The sequence below is a fragment of the Acidicapsa dinghuensis genome (genome assembly GCF_025685685.1).
Lineage (GTDB): Bacteria > Acidobacteriota > Terriglobia > Terriglobales > Acidobacteriaceae > Acidicapsa > Acidicapsa dinghuensis.
Window position 1 is genome coordinate 63,297 of record NZ_JAGSYH010000009.1, and the last position, 17,936, is coordinate 81,232.

The following is a 17,936-nucleotide window of genomic DNA, read 5'->3' on the forward strand; positions in this document are numbered from 1 at the left end:
ATCCGTTATCCGTTCACCTTTGTTGCGGCCGTATTGTGGCCGCTCGCATAGGGTCCATTTCTCAAAATCTTTGCTTTCTTCGCATCCTGGCGGAACATTAAGAACATAAAACCGCCAAGAATGAGCAGCGTCAAAAGGCCGCCCAACTGTAGCACCCTGGCAACAATCAGACTGTGTGTATTGGTTGTAGGGTCATAGTGATAGCAGTACGTCAAAATGTTTGCCACTGGCGAGCCGATCTTATTGGAAGACGCCTCGATCAATCCCAACAGCAGATCCTTGGGCGAATACTCCACTCCCATGTAGTACTGAGCAAGCCTGCCCTGCGGCGTCACAATCTGGATGGCGCTCGCGTGCGCAAACTGCGTCAACTTTCCGTCAGGCCCCGGAATCTTCGTATAACCGAATCCAACGGCCTGCGTTAGAGCGTCGATGGATGCCTGCTGACCGGTCAGGAAATGCCATCCGTAGGCAGTCGATAAGTCCCCATAACGCTTGACGTAGCTTGCCTTCTTGGCCGCAGCCAGCGCAGGACCTTCCGTCGGATCGATGCTGACCACAACTACGTCGAAATCTTTGCCGGGCGTGAGATGCACCATCTTCAGCGCGGAGGTTAGACCGTTCAGCTCCTCCGAGCAGAGCATCGGGCACTGATAGTAGACCAACGCCAGAATTGCAGGATGCTTACCGAAGTAGCTTCCAAGCTGAACTGTTTTGCCCGTTTCATCCACAAAGGGCAGAGCCAGAGGAAGCTGTTCGTTGAGCCTCTGCGTGATGCCGACTTTACTCAGAACCGAAGGCTTGTCATTGGCCGGTCCCGCCTCTTTATCGCCGTAGCTTGAAACCTGTGCAATAGCCGGGAGCACACTCATGAGTGGAATCAAACCCGCGCACAGCAGCGTAACGCCGCGCAACATCCGCATCGTTCCTTGCTTACTTGCTCGAATTGTGTTCCCGCTCTTCATCACTACCGTGATACTCCTGCTATTTATCTGCTCTCCGCCGCCTGGACCACAATGAATTGAAGCCCAGGTGCTTACATGAGGAACGAGCGTTGCTTTCTGGTTCCTAAGCCCTGTTCCCTGCCTTTAGTGATAGGCCTGCTCGTACTGCACCAGACCCTGCTTCTCGATCTGTTCCTGTTCGTACCCTGTTCTTGCAAATCCGTTCGTCAGCGGAGCTTTCACTGTCGGCTGCACATCATGCGCCAGCATCGGGCCTTCCGCCGTTTGCGGAGCAACCGGCAAGCCGCGCTCTGCAATCAACTCCATCGCGCGCTCGATCGGTATCCGGACCGTGCCCCTGCTCTCGTCGATCCAGCTGTAGTTATCAAGCAGCAGATCTTCCTTCGCGTGAATATCCGTGACTTCCTGATAGCCGTCGTCGGTCTGCAGACGTGGCGACGGGAATCGTGATGCGAGCTGAGCAAACTGCTTTTGAAGCTCAGGGCTTGTCGCCATGTTGCCGAGACTGCGCACATCTACCGGATGATTCCACTTCGTTGTGGGCCCGTCGGAGCGCGCAAGACCCGAGTTGATGGCCTTACCGATAAATACGCAAAGCAAACCGACGACCGCGACAAAGATGGCCAGCGCGGTTAGGAATACAACGATTCCCGTTACCTTAACGTCTGTGCCTTCGTAGCCAAGCGAAGCATCGACTTCTTCGCCCAGCGGCTCGCGCTTGGGATCATGTGCATCACTATGCGACGGCATGTTCAGGCTCCAGAATCTCCGCCAGATGCGGATCGTTGACTTGTACCACCGGCCGCCGCTGCAACTCCCAGCAGAAGCACGCAACCCAAAGCGCTGTCATCGCGACCGGCACAGCGATGTACTCCAGAATTCCCCACGAGAAATGCAGATTCCGCGCTGCGTCCTTATAGCTCGGCTCAACCAGCCAAAAGAGGTCGAATGCCTTGGCGACAATCATGATCTGGCAGACGCGCGTCAGCCTCGTCTTGTTGCTCTTGAGATCACGCGAAAGCAGAAGCGAGAACGGAATCAGCCAGTGCAGGAAGAAATCGATGGTGCAAATAATTCCCCAGTGGCCATTGATGCGATCCATGTACCAATTGATCTCTTCCGGCAGGTTGCCCGACCAGATGATCAGGAACTGTCCGAAAGCGATGTACATGTTCAGCATGACAAAGGCAAAAGTGAACTTGCCCAGGTCGTACTGCTCCACGCCGCGCAAAATCGTCTTGAAAGGCTCGACCTTGGAAAGCGCCAGCGCCACGATGATGGCGAAGGCAAGCACTTGATAGGCCTGCCCTACCAGGAATAACAATCCGTAGACGGCGGAGTACCAGGTGACGTCAGTGGACATGACCCAGTAGATCGACAGTGCAGTCATCGTGAGGGAATACACCACGATACCGAAGCCCGAGAGGTTCTCGAATTTCTTGATCCAGTAAGGCGTCGCCGCCAGCGTGTCTTTGTCGCGCTGAAGGCTCATTGCGTTCAAACGGCTGGTGTAGAAAAACCAGATCGCGAAGCAGATGGCTCCGACCACCCAATACGTACCAACATTCAGCATCGGGTGCTTCCACTGGAGACAATGCTCGATTGCATTGAACTGCGTCGTGTTGATCAGGCCCTTGTCCACGCCTTCTTTGACCAGGCCGGGATTTGCCCACATGTAAAGCCTGCTCAGCATCAGACCAAGACCCAGCCAATACAAAATGATCAGCCACAGCGTCCGGCTCATCGCCTCAAACGGCCGACGCAGAAGCAGGCCCCACTTACCGCCCGTCACGTACTGCAGCATCAGCATCAGCAGGCCACCGCACGAGAAACCCCAGGTGAGCGTCAGCCCAACCAGGTAGCCCCGCCACAGATGATCCCATCCCGAAGCACCGCCGACAAACGCGAGAACCACGGCGGTGACCGCAAACAAAATTGCTACCACGAGCGCTCGTGCCTGCCAGGCCTTGACCATTGGCGGCGCGCTCAGATCCGCGGGAAGTACCTTTGCGTGTGAATAGTGTGCCATTCTTTAATCCCGCTCCTTATTTCCCCGGCCCGGCTGCAGGCTTGGCTGTTGCAGGCGCCGCAGTGTGCGGTACTTTGATCTCTGGATCCGCCGGGTACCCCTTGTTCATTGCCGGAGTTCCTTCACTGGCGACTGGTGGATACGCCTGAATTGCCGTCGGCCCGGGCAAATCCCATGGCTCGGCAAAACTGGCGGGCTCACCTTTAGCCGCGGCGATGTCTTTCAGCGTGTCAACCTTGGTGCCGGAGGGAACATCCTTCATCGTTCCTTCCGACTGGCTCAACTGCAGCGCGCGAATATAGGCCGCCACCGCCCAGCGCTCGTCCGGCGTCAGTTGCGCCGAGTAATCGGGCATAGCGCCATACCCATGGCTCATGACGTAAAAGTAGTGGCTCAGCGGCTGCGAACGCCGCACCTGATCGTTCAGATTCGCTGCCGGTTTGTAGCCGCGCATCACAATGGCGCCGGCTCCGTTGCCCACGCGAGAGTGGCAGGGCGTGCAGTAAATATTGAACCGCTCCTGCCCCTTTTCGAGCACAGTCATCGTAACCGGGAAGGGCAGCGCATCCTTTTCTTCCTTGTAGCCATTCGCGCCCTGCACCACACCCGTATAGAAGTAGCTGTCTTCGTCCTGTATGCCGCGCGCCACGGTATTCGGCACCTGCGGGCGCGCCGATCGGTGATCGGCAAAGATCACCGACCCTCGCTGAGGATCCATCTTCGGCTGATCGTGCATGTCCTGCCGGCAGCCGGCCACGCCAAGCATCGCGAGGCTTACCACCGCCAATGCCGCAAACTGCCGTTTTCCGCCTGTCATTCTGGTCTGCGCGAGGGACACGTACTTAAGCCCTTGCACCTTGTGGAGGATCGCCATTAGTACTCCACCTCCACCACCGAAACCGGTCCCTGCTCTTCCAGAAACTCTCTGGCGGAGACAATCTCAAATTTCGGATCCGTCGCTTCCAGGCAAAGGAAAAACTTATCGTCGGTCGCACCGCTACGAAAATTCGGCACATTGAACAAAGGGTGATACAGCGTCGGAAGACCGCACAAAGCCAGGGTCCCGAAACACGCCGAAAGACCGGCCCAGAGAATCGTCCATTCGTACGCAGGAACGACAAATGCAGGCCATGAGTAGAGCGGCCTTCCTGCGATATTCACCGGATACGCCAGCACCGAGATCCAGGTTTCCAGCGAAAACATCGCTACCAAACCCATCAGGCCGCCGATCAGCGTGATCAATGGCACCCTGTTCTTGTGAAATCCGATCGCTTCGGCCGCCTCTTCCACCGGATAGGGCGTGTAGCAGTCCATTCTTCGCCACCCGTTCTTGTACGCAGCCTGCGCCGCGCGTACCAGATCGGAAGGCGTCTCGAATTCGGCGAGCATGCCGTAGGTTCCTTCTACCGGTATAGCCATTAGTGTCCCTCCGAACCGGCAGCTGCCGGCTCCTTCGGCTTGATCTTGGCCGAGGGCAGCATCAACTTGATCTCATTCATCGGAATCATGGGCAGGAAGCGCACAAACAACAGGAACAGGAAGGTGAACAGTCCCAGCGTCCCGAAGAACGTCGCATAATCCCACTTAGTGGCGCGATACGTACCCCACGAGGAGGGAAGGAAGTCGCGATACAGGCTGGTCACGACGATCACAAATCGCTCAAACCACATACCCGTGTTCACGATCAGCGACAGGATGAACATGAACGTGATGTTGGTGCGCCATTTGCGTACCCAGAGCGTAGTCAGCGGGAAGGCGATATTGCAGAAGATCAGCACCAGATACGCCCAGCCCATCGGGCCGAACATACGGTTCCACATCATGAAGAATTCCCAGTGCGACGCCGAATACCAGCTCATGAATACTTCCATGCCGTATCCGTAGGCCACGATGCCGCCAGTGCCCAGCATGACCTTACCCATGTTGTCGATATGGCGTTCCGTAACCAGCGCTTCCAGGTGGTAGAACTTGCGCAACGGAATCGCCAGCGTGAGCACCATGGCAAAACCGGAGTAGATAGCGCCGGCCACGAAGTACGGCGGGAAGATTGTTGTATGCCAGCCCGGAAGAACGGCGACAGCGAAGTCGAAGCTGATGACCGTATGTACCGAGAGCACCAGCGGCGTCGCCAAACCAGCCAACAACAGCGAAGCCGTCTCATAGCGCATCCAGTGCTTGACACTGCCGCGCCAGCCCAGCGACATCATTCCGTAAAAATATTGCGCAAACGGCGACTTGGCCCGGTCGCGCAGCGTGCCGAAATCCGGCACCATACCGAGATACCAGAAGACCACCGAGATCGTTGCGTAGGTCGAGACCGCGAATACGTCCCACAGCAGCGGCGACCGGAACTGCGGCCACACGTTCATCGTGAACGGCAGCGGAAAGAGCCAGTACCCGAGCCACGGACGGCCTACGTGGATCAGCGGGAACATGCCGGCGCAAACGACTGCGAAGATCGTCATTGCCTCGGCAAACCGGTTGATCGAGTTACGCCAGCCCTGCTTAAAGAGCAGCAGAATTGCCGAGATCAGTGTCCCAGCATGGCCGATACCGATCCACCAGACGAAGTTGATGATGGCGAAGCCCCACGCAACCGGCTGCGTGATGGCCCAGATGCCCACACCCTTCAGGAACAGCCAGGTCACAGCGGTCATCAAAATACCTGTGACCGACCCGGCTACCACGAAAAAGCCGTACCAACCCCATGGAGTGTGCGGTGTCAGCACAATATCCGAGATCTTCGCCGTCACCGAGTTAAAGGTCTGTCCCTGCCCAAGTACGCGGAACTCCCCTGTCTCCGGGTCGATCATGGGATCGTTTGTCGTAAAATCTTTCGTTGCCATCGCCTAATAAAGCCTCTCAGCGTTATGTGCCGCAACTTTCTCAGTCATCGATTCACCGTCGCCTAACCCGCGTGCTCTACCGGCGCTTCCGCCAGCTCGGAATTCGGATTCAGAACCTCGGCAACATACTTTGTCCGTGGCCGCGTATTGATATCCGCCAGCAGCGAGTAGCTTCGCGAATCATCACGCAGCTTCTTCACTCTGCTGCCGGGATCGTTGATATTGCCGAACGTAATTGCCTGCGATGGGCAGGCTTGCTGGCACGCCGTCACGATCTCGCCGTCCTTGATGGCACGGTTTTCCTTGTCCGCCGTGATCTTTACTTCCTGGATGCGCTGCACGCAGTAGCTGCACTTCTCCATCACGCCACGCGACCGCACCGAAACATCCGGATTGCGCATCAGCTTGAGGCTTTCGGTCTCGAAATCCGAGTACAGCAGGTAGTTGAAGCGGCGCACCTTGTACGGGCAGTTGTTCGAGCAGTAGCGAGTGCCCACGCAGCGGTTGTAGACCATCGTGTTCAGGCCTTCCGGTGTATGTACCGTCGCACCAACCGGGCAGACTTCCTCGCACGGAGCATTTTCGCAGTGCTGGCACATCATCGGCTGGAAGTGCGCACGCGGCGCGGAAAGGTCTCCCTCGAAATATGTGTCGATGCGCAGCCACTGCATGTTGCGACCGATACGCACCTGCTGCTTGCCCACCACCGCAATGTTGTTCTCTGCATAGCAGCTCACGATGCAGGCATTGCATCCCGTGCAGCTATTCATGTCAATCGACATGCCCCAGGCATTGCCGTTGTATTGCCAGTTGGGGAAAAGCGTAGCGTCCTTGTGATCGATCGACCGCTCGTCTGTATCCTGGTTGGCAAAGTTGGGGTCGGCCTTGAACTCCTCAAGCGTGGCCGCGCGTATTACGCCGCGTATATCTGCTTCATTCCACTCAAGCGAGTAATTGCCGTCACCCCTGCCCCCGGCCAGCTTGCCGCGATGATCCTGGTAGTGGCTCTTCGTTACCGCAAGGCCCCACTTACCGTCTACCTTCTTCACGGTGCCTGTCGTGTAATGCAGCGCATCGGAGGTGCGGAGCAGATAGGCATCAAAACCTGCTCCTCCAGCCACGCGGCCTTCCTGGCGTCCGTAGCCAAGATAGAGTGTTGCAGAATTTTCCGGATGCCCCGGCGCAACCAGCACCGGCGTCTTTACCTTACGTCCGTTCGCGGTGATCTCAAGAATGTCGCCTTCTTCGACGCCAAGCTTCGTAAGAGTCGCGGCCGAAACCAGCGCGGCATTGTCCCATGAGAGGCTCGTGATCGGCCTCGGCAATTCCTGCAACCAACCCACATTGGCATACCGGCCGTCATACACGTTCGTATCCGGACGGAAGATAATCTCAAACGTATCCTTGGAGACAGGTTGCGGCGCTTTGGCAGCGGCCAGCGCCGTGGGCGTCGTACCGGGCGTATACGCAGTGCCGTCGATCCAACCCGCATGCAGCGCCTTACGCCAGTTCTGCTCGAAATCGCCGCCCTTGGAAAGATCCGCCTTCCACGTCGCGCGAACAGCCTCATACGCGGAAACCATAGGCTCATCCAGCATCGCCTGAAAGAAGTCGTGCGTCGTGCGCCCGCCATAGAGAGGCTCGATCAACGGCTGCACGATCGAAACGGTGCCGTCATAGCTGCGGACGTCGGACCACGACTCAAGATAGTGCGCGGCCGGCAGATGCCAGATCGCCTCCGCACCCGTCTCGCCCGGAAGCAATCCAAGATGCACCGTCATCTTGGCATTGTTCATGGCGCTCTTAAATTCAAGATCCGCTGGTGCGTCGTAGAGAGGATTGGTGTTCAGCATAATCAGCCAATCCACTTTGCCCGCATTCAGATCCGCGACCAGCGACTTCAGATCCGCAACCTGATCGGATGGGCTGGCCTGTCCCGCCACCGTGCCGTAGGCAACGGTCTTGCCAACATTTCCGAGCGCCACATTGATGCCCTGCGCAAAGAACGATACCGAAGGATCCTGATAGAGACCCGGAATCACGACGCTCTTGCCGCCGCTCGCCTTCAGATCCTTAGCCAATGCGTTCAGAAACTTGGTCTGCTCTTCGGTCCAGCTGTAACCGCTCGGAGAAGCGCCGTTCCCGCCTACCGCCGCAGCCAGGTCCGCCGCGAACGCCGGAATCTCGCTTGCCCGCAGCACCAGCCGGTGCTCGGCCTTCATGCCGGTCGTCGTCGGCGTCGATTCGATCGCGTACAGCCGGTTCATCGTGCGGTCGCCATCAGCCAGCTTGCGCCGCTTGGCATAATCACGCACCAGCTTGTGGAATCCCGGATACGCCGCACCCGAAAGGAAATCCGCATCGATCGAAACGATCACATCAGCCTTATCCAGCGAGTACTGCGGATTAAAACCTTTTGCGAAAGCCGTCCCCGCCAACGCCGGCTCATACTGCACCAGCTTCGCCTTGGGATACGCCTTCTGCGCTTCACTCCACTGCCGCTCGAGAGTTGGCGATGTGATCGCAGACGTTAAGAAGTAGAGGCCTTCGCCACCGTTGCCCTTGCTGGCCAACAGCTTCTCACGGTATGCCTCGTAAAAATCCGCCCAGTCTGCTACATTGCCCCGCACCGTCGCACGCTGTGAGCGATCAGGGTCATACATATCCATCAGCGATCCCTGGCTGAATACATCAGAAGATCCCTGGTTGTAGCTGTGATCCGGATTGCCATCGACCTTAATCGGCCGGTAAGCGTCGGACTTCACCAGCAGCGGAACGCCGCCGGTCGGGAAAGGCATTGCTGTCGCGAAGTAGTTAGGCTTGCCCAGGATCAGATCCTCAGGCGCCTTCACATAGGGATAGATCGGCTCTTCCGGCTGCTTGGTACAACCAGCCAGTCCGGCCAGCGCCATCGACGCACCCATCAGCTTCATGAAGCCGCGCCGTGACACAGGATCGATCCACTCGGAAGCCTGGTCCGGAAATTCCTTGGCCACTGCTGCTTCAAACTCCGGCGTTCCGGCCAGCTCGTCAATCGACCGCCAGTACTTCTTGCCCTTGACGCCCTTGAGCCGCTCGCGCACTTCCGCCAGCGTCAGCCCGGCATTAGCCTCTGCCACTGCCGTCATGCCATTTCCGTTTGGATCCTGCTGCATGTTGCTCTTTCCCGCCTCGCTGCTCATCGGTGGCATACCTCGCAGCTGGAGAGCTCGTTCGGCTTGCGAATCTTGTAGTGGTCAACCAGGAACCTGCCGAGATCCTCCTGGCTGGTGAACTTCGTATAGCTCAATTGCGCCGGAATCACCGCGCCAGCACCGGCCTGCGCAGAGACAGCGCCCATGCCCGGCAGCCGCACGGCATCCAGACTGAGCGATGCCACCTGCGTCCCATTCTTCGCCGGATCGCGGGTCACGCAGTCCACGCTCTGCGCCGTCGGCTTATCGGCCTGCTCGCCATTCACCGCGCACCACACTGGCTTCTGGCTTGAAGGACCCTCCCAGGCCATGTTGTAGATCTGGCTCACCGGCCGCAGATTCTTCGCCGGATTGCGATGACAGTTCAGACACCACTCCATCTGCAGCGTGTTCTGCTGGTACATCAGCGGCATCAAGTCCACACGGCCGTGACAGCTCGAACAGCCAATGCCCTTGTTCACATGTACGGAGTGGTTGAAATAGACATAGTCGGGCAGATCGTGCACTTTGGTCCACACCAGGCTCTCGCCCGTCGCCCAGCTATGGCGCACAGGCTCAAGCAGCGATGCGTTGGTCCAGATCTGCGCATGACAGTTCATACACGTTTTGGTCGGGGGTATGCCGGCATAGCTCGACTTCTCGACCGTCACGTGGCAGTACTGGCATTGCAATCCCAGTCCCTGTACATGGTGTTTGTGGCTGAACGGCACCGGCTGATCCGGCCGCTGTCCCTGCCGCGTCACCCATGGCGAACGCTGCAGTCCATCCAGCGTTACCCCGAGTGCGATCACAATCAATCCCGTAAGGACCAGGCTCATGCGTGCCAGTGCATTGGAGCTGCGGTCGAAAATCTGCGCCATGAATGCTTCCCTGTTTCCGGTTCCCCGCCAAAGGAATGCGGGTCGTTTAGTTCTGCTTCAAGTTGCGTACTGCGTAGATCCTGTTGCTTGCCTCACCAATCGAATGTGGACTGGAACGGTCACACAAACCGACGGCATCTTCTAATACCTCAATAATCACGAACCCACCCTGCTCAGTGATTCCATGGCCACTGCATATCGGCAACGGAAACGATCTGATATATCCCATGAACTAAAACGAGCAAGGAAGATTAGCGACAGGGTGTACCGAACCGGACACCCCGAAAAATCAATATAGCAGCCCGATCCCGGAACCGGCACCTATCCTCTTTGCGTCCTTAAAAATTTGTTTCTAGTTTGGAACCTCTTTAACCGCATGAAAACAAACAATCTTGCCAAACAAGGAATTTGAGCGCATCTCAACGGCTCTCGAAACGAGCTTCCGTCTCAAAAGGTGAGAAGGATGCACGGTCTTTCGATGAAAATTTCCACGCTTCAGCCAACCTTATTGCTGGCTTGAGCTTCCGTTCTGCCGCGCAGGGAAAGGAGGAAGCCACTCGAAGATCCCTTCCACTTTGTCGAATGGATACGGCACACGGTTCAGAACCACCTCTACCAGCGTCGTCGTAAAAGGATGAAACAAGGTAGCGTCCTTATCCTTCAGCGCATCACTGATGTCTATGGTCACTGGATCGCTGTCGGCGCGCATCTCCATTTTCTGGTCATCGCTTCCGTAGCCCTGATACGTCATCACGTCCGTTCCCGTCGACGCCTGGATGCGAATCTGCATCGGTCTTGGCGTCGTCGTGATTCCCTTCGGCAACTGTACGTGGAGACAGCGGTAACTCGGGTCCGCGCCATAGGCATGCACGTCCACCGAAATCTCCTCTGCCCTCTGCCATGTCACCCCATCGGGGCCCAGTTCATACACCTCGATCATGTAATCCTTCACCGGATCGCCATGTGCGTCGCGAGCCCGCACGACAAATTGTTGCCATCCATCGAGCTCTTCGGTCTCCCAGAAAGCAAAGAGATGCCCCTTGCTCTTCAACATCTGCTGCTGTGCCGGAGCGCTCCACTGTTGCGCTTCGGCAAGCCAAGCATTGTATTGATCGATATTTCCGATCTCCAGAAACGACGCAATCCGGTCCACCATCCCTGCATCGGGGTTGGAGACCAGGGTCCCGTGGTCGCGGCCATCGACTGCCAGCATCGGCACATTCAACCGCGACTCACTCGCCCACGGACTCATCGTTACCCGGCTCCGTGGTTTGCCATGCTCATCCGTCGGCGTCTTCGTCAGGTCCAGCGCGATCTTGCGTGTGTTCAAGCCGCAGCCCGACCAGCGCACCGTACCATCCGTCCCCGGATCGTTGGCCAGACTTGAGAGACCTGTGTACGGCGTGTTGCCGATGAAAACCGTCACATACGGCGTATTCGATCCGGTGCCGAAATACGGCTCAGGACCCAGCAGATCGGCATGCGCCAGATCCCATGTGAACTTGCTCGCGAGTTCCAATCCATCCAGCACCAGGTCTCCGGCATTCAGAAAATCCGGCCCCGGTGTCTTGCTTCCCTTCACCAGCGCACCCAGCCATGTCCGTCCTTTATGTGCCTGCGGCGATCCCCACGTCGCCGGAGCCAGGCCGATCAGATGCTTCAATCGCTTCAGCCGGTCATTCGCGTCAGGCGTAATATTCTGGTGCGCCAGCCACGCCCGCACCACCAGCATGCCCGTCGAATGCACAATTGCGTCGAACTCTTCCGACGCGTCCAGCTTCGTCAGGCTGATGGCCCGCTGCATTCCTTCCGCAATGTCCTCGATGGTGATCTCGTTATTGAGGGAAATGTAGTTGCCCACATTCAGCAGCTCTACATCAACCTTCTTGTCGACCAGCGCCCAGTAGAGATTGGTGAAATCGAGGCCAGTAGCCGAGTAGCCATGGATTAGCAAGAGCGGTCGCGTCATCACGTACTCCCATCGTTTGGCAATTGATTCGCGCAGCAAATCTATCACTCTTCGATGGCCGCACGATCACAAATATTTCGTGATTCGATCCGCTCCTTCCGTTACAAAAATCGGCCCTAAACTCCGGCCATCACCAGCATCCGTGGCTCCGTCATCTCTTCAATCGCCCAGCGAATGCCCTCACGCCCCAGCCCTGAATCCTTAACGCCGCCATACGGCATCGGATCGAGCCGCCACGTCGGCGTATCGCCCACAATCACGGCGCCCACTTCCAGCTCGCGAAACGCCGTCATAATCCGCCCCGCGTCGCGCGTGTACAAGCCGGTCTGCAATCCATAACGCGAGTGGTTCACCATCGCGAGCGCCTCTTCAAAATCGTCGTAAGGCTCAATCGCCACCACGGGTCCGAAGATCTCTTCGTCATGCACCTTCATGCCGGGCCGAGTGCCGGTGAGAATCGTCGGCGCAAGCACCGATCCCTCACGCGCGCTGCTCTCCACAATCTTCGCGCCTGCCTCGACCGCTTCCTTCACCCATGCCTCAACGCGCTCGGCATCTGCTGGGCGAATCACTGGACCTACTTCCGTCGTCTCATTCGCGGGATCGCCGCACACCATCTTGTTTGCGCGTTCCACTACCTTCCACAGGAAGCTTTGGAAGATCGGCCGGTGTACATAGACCCGCTGCACGCTGATGCAGCTCTGTCCCGCGTATCCAAACGCTCCATGCGCGGTTCGCATCGCCGCCGCATCGAGAACCGCATCATCCCCTCCCGCCCAATCCGAATGCACAATCAGCGCAGCGTTCCCGCCCAGCTCCAGCGCAACACGCTTCTTGCCGCTCTTGGCCTTCAGCGTCCAGCCCACCGCTGCCGATCCGGTAAAGCTCACCAGTTTCAGCCGGTCTTCCCGCTCCGCCAGCCACGCCGTATCCTCATTCGCCAGCGGCAATATCGCAAGCGCTTCTTCCGGCCACCCAGCCTTGAGCACAACCTCACCCAGCGCCAGCGCGGTAAACGGCGTCTGCGGAGCAGGTTTCAGAATCACCGGACATCCGCAGGCAATCGCCGGAGCCAGCTTGTGCGCTACCAGCATCAGCGGAAAATTAAACGGCGTAATCGCCAGCACCGGACCGCGCGCAAAACGCTGCACCAGCCCCCAGCGGCCTTCGTTGCCTTCCGTCAGGTCCAGCGGAATCGACTCACCACCCAGCCGGATCACATCCTCCGCCGCCGTCTTGAACGTAAGAATCGCGCGCTCCACTTCCACCCGCGCCGTGCGGATCGGCTTGCCCGCCTCTGCCACTATCAACTGCGCAAAGCGCTCCTTCTGCTCAATCAGGGCAGCGGCAATATCTTCCAGAATCTCCTTGCGCTTCCATCGCGGCAGCGCCCGCAGCCTCCGCATCGAGGCCACGGCATGATTCACCGCTTCGCGCGCATCCTTGCGCGTCGCAACCGTCACCTTGCCCAGCAGACCCTGGTCCCATGGCGAACGCACCTCTATCGCCTCGCCATCCACCCATTCCTTACCGCACAACAGAAACCCAGTCTGCGCACCCGGTCGCATCTTCATCGCGCCATTCTCCTCAACATCCCTCCATCCTAAATGCGCAGCACTCACACCCAACTCGCACCGCCTGCGATCTTGCGAATTCGGCCTTCGTGAAACAATGAGTAGAAGTATGCGAAAGCTGCTCGAACTTCTGGCAATCGCCGCCCTCGCGGCCCTCTTCTACTTCACCTGGACCGCTCTCTACGGTCCCAATCATCTCTCCGGCCAGATCCCCACGCACTTCAACGGCGCAGGCGAGCCCACTTCTTACGGACCCGCATCCACGCTCTGGCTGCTGCCCATCATCGGCGCAGCCCTCTACACACTTATTACCGTTGTTAGCCTCTTCCCCAGCTCATTCAACTTCCCAGTCCGCGTCACGGCGCAAAATCGCAATCGCCTCCATCGCATCGCAGTCCGCATGGTCGTCAGCATCAAGGCAGAAGTCCTCCTCCTCTTCGCCGTCCTGCAATATGCCATCATCCAATCCGTCCGCACCCAGACCAACTCCCTGCCGATCCTGCTCATGCCCATCGCCCTCGGCGTCATCTTCCTCACCCTCGCGCTGCATCTCGTCGCGCTTCGTCGCTCAGCGTGAGAGATTGCCGTTCCGATTCAGCACCACTCATCGCACAATCCCGTCGCGGGAAATTCCTCCATCGATTTCAGCGGCATTGAAACGCAGCAGCCTCGAAGCGCACTAACTTCAAAAGAAGCATGGCTGCCGCAGCCCTTCCCCAATCTCTCCTCGCACCACCACCCCGCATTTCTACCCTTCCAGACCCTCCCCCGACACCCTCCCCCAATCCGGCAGCCAACCCCTACCCGCTTCATCACGCCCGTGAGCTTCATGCGAGTGGCCAACTGCTGCATGCGGCCGAAGCCTACCGGCAGACACTCATCACCGATCCGCGCAACCAGTCAGCATTGCTCGGCCTGAGCCTCATCGCACGCCAGAGCAAACAGGCGCTGCCCGCCCTGCGCATGGCGCGAGCCGCCATTGCCACCGGTCCTGCCAATGCCATCGTCTGGGCCAACTATGCCGATACCCTCGCGGCGCTCGGCAAACCAGCATTAGCGCAGCCTGCGTATCAACGCGCCATCGCACTCGACTCCTCTATCGCCCCCGCCCACTACGGCCTCGGCAACTCCTTCGCATCGCAAACCAACTATGCGGCAGCGCTCACAAGCTTCGAAACCGCCGTCCATCTCGCTCCCGGTGTTGCGGACTTTCACTTCGCGCTTGCCTTCACCCTTGGCAAGCTCGGCCGCCACACCGATGCCGCGAGCTCCTACCACCGCGCAATTACGCTGCGGCCCAGCTTTCCCTCCGCATGGCTCAATCTCGGCGTAGAACTCGTCGCCGACGGACGCAGTCATCTCGCCGCTCCCTGCTACGGACAGGCAATCGCAACCGCTACGCCTCTCGGCCCACGGGGACATGCAACCCGCATCTCCGCGCATCTCAACCTCGGCCATCTCGCCCGTAGTCACCGCCGATACGACGAGGCACAGCTTCAGTACGAGCGCGCACTCACCCTTGCTGACGATCTCAAAGCATCCACACGATTCGCCCGCCTCGCCGAAGTCCACATCGCCTTCGCCTGCCTTCATCTCGACCGCAAACAATTCCCGCAGGCCTGGCAATCCCTCCGCGAAGCCGAAGCCTCCGACACGCAAAGCAACCCCAATCACCCCAACCCCGAGATCGCCAACACTCGCGGCATTCTTCTTCTCGCCGAACACACTGCCGCAGTAGCCTCAGATGTCCCCGAGCCATACACCGTGCTACTCGAAGAAGCCATCGAGGCCTTCGCACAAGCCGAATCCGCCGGTCACAATACCGCAGCCTCTAATCGTGGCAACACCCTGCTTCGTCTCGGCCACTGTGATGAAGCCCTCGCAGCCCACCAGGCCGCCATCGACCGCGATCCGCACCACGCAGGCGCACGCTACAACCTCGCGCTCACCCAACTACGCATGGGCAACTTCACGCACGGCTGGCCCAACTACGAAATCCGCTGGTCTTTCCGCGACGTCCATCCACGCCCACGCCGCTTTCCGCAACCACGCTGGCACGGCGAACCACTAGCTGAGTCAAGCACACTCTTTCTCTATGCCGAGCAGGGACTCGGCGACACCATCCAGTTCTTCCGCTATCTGCCTCTCTCAGCCGAACGCGCGCCCGGCAGCAGCATCGTCGTCGAGGTCCAGGCGCCGCTCCTGCGTCTTCTGCAAGGCTTTGCAGAGCAAACCTCCACGGCAACCGGTACAAAGATCCATCTCATCCCGCAAGGCAGCCAACTCCCAGCCATCACGCATCACTGCCCGCTTATGAGCCTGCCAGCCCTCTTCGGCACAACACTCGACTCTATTTCGGCAACCATCCCCTACCTCTATGCAGACCCTCAGCTCGTCCGTATCCGCGCCGCCGAGCTGGCGCACCAGCCGACCGACTCATCCCAACGCGTCGGCATCAACTGGGCAGGCAACCCCAACTACCGCGCCGATCACGAGCGCTCCACGCATCTCAAAACCTTCCACCCGCTTCTCGCGCTCCCTAACATCCACTGGGTCTCCCTGCAAAAAGGCAAACCTGCCGAAGAAATGCGCGGCCTTCCCCCTAATCTTCACCTGCAAGACCTTGGCTCCCACGACCGCGATCTCGCCGACACTGCGGCCGTCATCGCAAACCTCGACCTCGTCATCACCACCGACACTGCCGTCGCCCATCTCGCCGGAGCACTCGGCAAACCGCTCTGGCTCTTGCTGCCATGGCAATCCGACTGGCGATGGATGCAGGAATGCCCCTGCACGCCCTGGTATCCTCAGGCGCGCCTCTTTCGCCAATCGAGCCCCTGCAACTGGCAAGAGTTGATGCAGCGCGTAGGTCGTGAGCTCTCTAAGTCCACCAGCCACTGTCCACCGTGTACCGCCCGTTGTGATACAACAAAGTCGGCGTGAACCATCCCCAGCAATTCGTCCTCGTCTATGACGTTGGCGGCAGCCACATTTCGGCAGCCGTCTGTGAATCCGAGTCCTTCCGTCTGCGCGGACTCTCGCAGGCGCCGCTTCCATCCGAAGGCTCAGGCCACATCTCCGCTGCCAGCTTTGGCCGTCTCATCCACACCCTCGGTGAAACCGCCGCTGCATCCGCGCAGATTCCTCTCAGCAACATTTCAGGCGCATCGCTAGCCATGCCCGGCCCATTCGACTACGAAAACGGCATCAGCCAGATGAAGCACAAGCTGCCCGCTCTCTTCGGCGTCGATCTCAAATCCGCACTCGCAACCCGCTTCGGCTGGCAGCCTTCCGCGCTCCGCTTCGTCAATGACGCTGCAGCTTTTCTACTGGGCGAAATGGGCGCAGGCGCTGCCCGCGGCTTTGATCGCGCCATCGGCATCACTCTCGGCACCGGCATCGGCTGCGCCTTCGGAATTCATAATGACAAGGGCAGCCACATCGCCATTCCATCCGATCAGCCCAATGGCGACCCCGGCGTTCCACCCGGCGGCGAAATCTGGAATCTTCCCTATAACAACGCCACTGTCGAAGATTTTGTCTCCACTCGTTTTTTGCGTGGCCAGTATCAGGTCTTCACTGGCGTCGAAGCAGAGGTCTCCGCCATCGCTGACAAAGCTAAAGGCGACCATCCCTGCCCTGAGCCGCCGGCAATTTTGCCGCCCGAAGACCCCTTCGCCGCTCACTGCCGCGCCCGCGAAGCCTTCCGTGACTTCGGCCGGCATCTCGGCCTCGCGCTCGATCAGCACTGCGCCGCGTTCCATCCCGATGTCATCGTCTTCGGCGGCGGCATCAGCCGCGCTCATCATCTCTTCCTGCCAGCCGCACGCAGGGCCATGACCGGCATTCACGCCGAGCTCGTCATCTCCCGCCTCATGGACGAAGCCCCGCTCACTGGCGCGGGCGTTCGCTGGTTCACTGCCCAGGCAATGGCGTAAGAGCGAGCCGTTCGGTAATCAACATCGCAGCCGCGCGCGGCTCCATCTCACTCGTATCCACACGAAGCTCCGGCTCAGGCATGGCATAGCCCCGAAACACGCCCTCGGCATGGAGCTTCTCAAACAGCTCCACTGAGCTCAGCTTGCCAAACTGCCTGCGCGCCTCCGTCGATACCCGTTCTTTCAACTCTCCGAAAGGACAAACCAATTCAACAAACCGCACTTCGTCGGCGCATCGTGTCATAAGCCGCACAACCTCATCGACAAACCCCGCGCGCACCGTAGCCTCTGGAGCAAACGTGAAAATCAGCCCTGGCATCCCACTCTTCGCCGCCCGCTCAAAGATCGAGAGCCACATCTCTTCGCGCAACTCCACAAACGGCGCACTGCCAAACTCAAACAGCCCCAGCAGCAGGTCCACCACCAGATGATTGTGAAACAGCTTGAATCCCGTCATCGCAGCCAGCTCCCGGCCCACCGTAAGCTTCCCCGTCGCCGGCATTCCATATAGAAAAACAAGCTTCATCGCACGGACCCTCACCGATCGGAACGTAGCAGCAA

At 58.8% G+C, this 17,936-nt stretch carries 14 protein-coding genes; 3 read left to right on the forward strand and 11 right to left on the reverse strand.

The features are described from left to right. Positions 1–5 precede the first annotated feature (5 nt). From OHL22_RS22415 to OHL22_RS22460, 10 genes are all read right to left on the reverse strand, one after another. Positions 6–923 (reverse strand): SCO family protein, encoded by a 918-nt coding sequence (locus OHL22_RS22415; protein WP_263342027.1) that lies wholly within the window; start codon positions 921–923, stop codon positions 6–8. 165 nt (positions 924–1,088) lie between these two features. Then, positions 1,089–1,715 carry a hypothetical protein gene (locus OHL22_RS22420; protein ID WP_263342028.1) on the reverse strand — a complete coding sequence of 209 codons (627 nt, stop codon included), beginning with the start codon at positions 1,713–1,715 and terminating at the stop codon, positions 1,089–1,091. Then, positions 1,702–2,994 carry a hypothetical protein gene (locus OHL22_RS22425; RefSeq protein ID WP_263342029.1) on the reverse strand — a complete coding sequence of 431 codons (1,293 nt, stop codon included), beginning with the start codon at positions 2,992–2,994 and terminating at the stop codon, positions 1,702–1,704. The genes OHL22_RS22420 and OHL22_RS22425 overlap by 14 nt, the downstream gene beginning before the upstream one ends. Positions 2,995–3,010: 16 nt before the next feature. After that, complete coding sequence (locus tag OHL22_RS22430; RefSeq protein WP_263342030.1) at positions 3,011–3,868, reverse strand: cytochrome c; 858 nt, start codon at positions 3,866–3,868, stop codon at positions 3,011–3,013. Then, positions 3,868–4,413, reverse strand: a complete 546-nt coding sequence (locus OHL22_RS22435) for a DUF3341 domain-containing protein (RefSeq protein WP_263342031.1) — start codon at positions 4,411–4,413, stop codon at positions 3,868–3,870. Before OHL22_RS22435 ends, OHL22_RS22430 begins: the two co-directional genes overlap by 1 nt. Next, positions 4,413–5,840, reverse strand: coding sequence for an NrfD/PsrC family molybdoenzyme membrane anchor subunit (gene nrfD, locus OHL22_RS22440; RefSeq protein WP_263342032.1), 1,428 nt, complete (start codon positions 5,838–5,840; stop codon positions 4,413–4,415). Before nrfD ends, OHL22_RS22435 begins: the two co-directional genes overlap by 1 nt. Before the next feature lie 62 nt (positions 5,841–5,902). Then, on the reverse strand, positions 5,903–9,022 hold the full coding sequence (locus OHL22_RS22445) for a TAT-variant-translocated molybdopterin oxidoreductase (protein WP_263342033.1): 3,120 nt from the start codon (positions 9,020–9,022) through the stop codon (positions 5,903–5,905). Further along, positions 9,019–9,894, reverse strand: a complete 876-nt coding sequence (locus OHL22_RS22450; RefSeq protein WP_263342034.1) for a cytochrome c3 family protein — start codon at positions 9,892–9,894, stop codon at positions 9,019–9,021. Before OHL22_RS22450 ends, OHL22_RS22445 begins: the two co-directional genes overlap by 4 nt. A 505-nt stretch (positions 9,895–10,399) precedes the next feature. Beyond that, positions 10,400–11,863 (reverse strand): esterase/lipase family protein, encoded by a 1,464-nt coding sequence (locus tag OHL22_RS22455; RefSeq protein ID WP_263342035.1) that lies wholly within the window; start codon positions 11,861–11,863, stop codon positions 10,400–10,402. A gap of 116 nt (positions 11,864–11,979) precedes the next feature. Further along, positions 11,980–13,437, reverse strand: a complete 1,458-nt coding sequence (locus tag OHL22_RS22460) for an aldehyde dehydrogenase family protein (protein WP_263342036.1) — start codon at positions 13,435–13,437, stop codon at positions 11,980–11,982. A 109-nt stretch (positions 13,438–13,546) separates the two neighbouring features. Here OHL22_RS22460 and OHL22_RS22465 point away from each other — a divergent pair, with 109 nt between their 5' ends. From OHL22_RS22465 to OHL22_RS22475, 3 genes are all read left to right on the forward strand, one after another. Beyond that, the gene (locus OHL22_RS22465; protein WP_263342037.1) at positions 13,547–14,014 is read left to right on the forward strand and encodes a DUF1648 domain-containing protein; all 468 of its coding nucleotides are present in this window, start codon (positions 13,547–13,549) and stop codon (positions 14,012–14,014) included. 119 nt (positions 14,015–14,133) lie between these two features. Next, the gene (locus tag OHL22_RS22470) at positions 14,134–16,380 is read left to right on the forward strand and encodes a tetratricopeptide repeat protein (protein WP_263342038.1); all 2,247 of its coding nucleotides are present in this window, start codon (positions 14,134–14,136) and stop codon (positions 16,378–16,380) included. Continuing rightward, positions 16,377–17,375, forward strand: coding sequence for an ROK family protein (locus OHL22_RS22475; protein ID WP_263342039.1), 999 nt, complete (start codon positions 16,377–16,379; stop codon positions 17,373–17,375). The genes OHL22_RS22470 and OHL22_RS22475 overlap by 4 nt, the downstream gene beginning before the upstream one ends. Here the strand turns inward: OHL22_RS22475 and OHL22_RS22480 are convergent. Beyond that, the gene (locus OHL22_RS22480) at positions 17,353–17,901 is read right to left on the reverse strand and encodes an AAA family ATPase (protein ID WP_263342041.1); all 549 of its coding nucleotides are present in this window, start codon (positions 17,899–17,901) and stop codon (positions 17,353–17,355) included. The two genes, OHL22_RS22475 and OHL22_RS22480, sit on opposite strands and share 23 nt — an antisense overlap. Positions 17,902–17,936 lie beyond the last annotated feature (35 nt).

Excerpts from the sequence above, each read along its gene's own strand:
- OHL22_RS22415 (WP_263342027.1), bottom strand. The coding sequence starts at position 923 with ATGCGGATGTTGCGCGGCGTTACGCTGCTGTGCGCGGGTTTGATTCCA.
- OHL22_RS22420 (WP_263342028.1), bottom strand. The coding sequence starts at position 1,715 with ATGCCGTCGCATAGTGATGCACATGATCCCAAGCGCGAGCCGCTGGGC.
- OHL22_RS22425 (WP_263342029.1), bottom strand. The coding sequence starts at position 2,994 with ATGGCACACTATTCACACGCAAAGGTACTTCCCGCGGATCTGAGCGCG.
- OHL22_RS22430 (WP_263342030.1), bottom strand. The coding sequence starts at position 3,868 with ATGGCGATCCTCCACAAGGTGCAAGGGCTTAAGTACGTGTCCCTCGCG.
- OHL22_RS22435 (WP_263342031.1), bottom strand. The coding sequence starts at position 4,413 with ATGGCTATACCGGTAGAAGGAACCTACGGCATGCTCGCCGAATTCGAG.
- nrfD (WP_263342032.1), bottom strand. The coding sequence starts at position 5,840 with ATGGCAACGAAAGATTTTACGACAAACGATCCCATGATCGACCCGGAG.
- OHL22_RS22445 (WP_263342033.1), bottom strand. The coding sequence starts at position 9,022 with ATGAGCAGCGAGGCGGGAAAGAGCAACATGCAGCAGGATCCAAACGGA.
- OHL22_RS22450 (WP_263342034.1), bottom strand. The coding sequence starts at position 9,894 with ATGGCGCAGATTTTCGACCGCAGCTCCAATGCACTGGCACGCATGAGC.
- OHL22_RS22455 (WP_263342035.1), bottom strand. The coding sequence starts at position 11,863 with ATGACGCGACCGCTCTTGCTAATCCATGGCTACTCGGCTACTGGCCTC.
- OHL22_RS22460 (WP_263342036.1), bottom strand. The coding sequence starts at position 13,437 with ATGAAGATGCGACCGGGTGCGCAGACTGGGTTTCTGTTGTGCGGTAAG.
- OHL22_RS22465 (WP_263342037.1), top strand. The coding sequence starts at position 13,547 with ATGCGAAAGCTGCTCGAACTTCTGGCAATCGCCGCCCTCGCGGCCCTC.
- OHL22_RS22470 (WP_263342038.1), top strand. The coding sequence starts at position 14,134 with ATGGCTGCCGCAGCCCTTCCCCAATCTCTCCTCGCACCACCACCCCGC.
- OHL22_RS22480 (WP_263342041.1), bottom strand. The coding sequence starts at position 17,901 with ATGAAGCTTGTTTTTCTATATGGAATGCCGGCGACGGGGAAGCTTACG.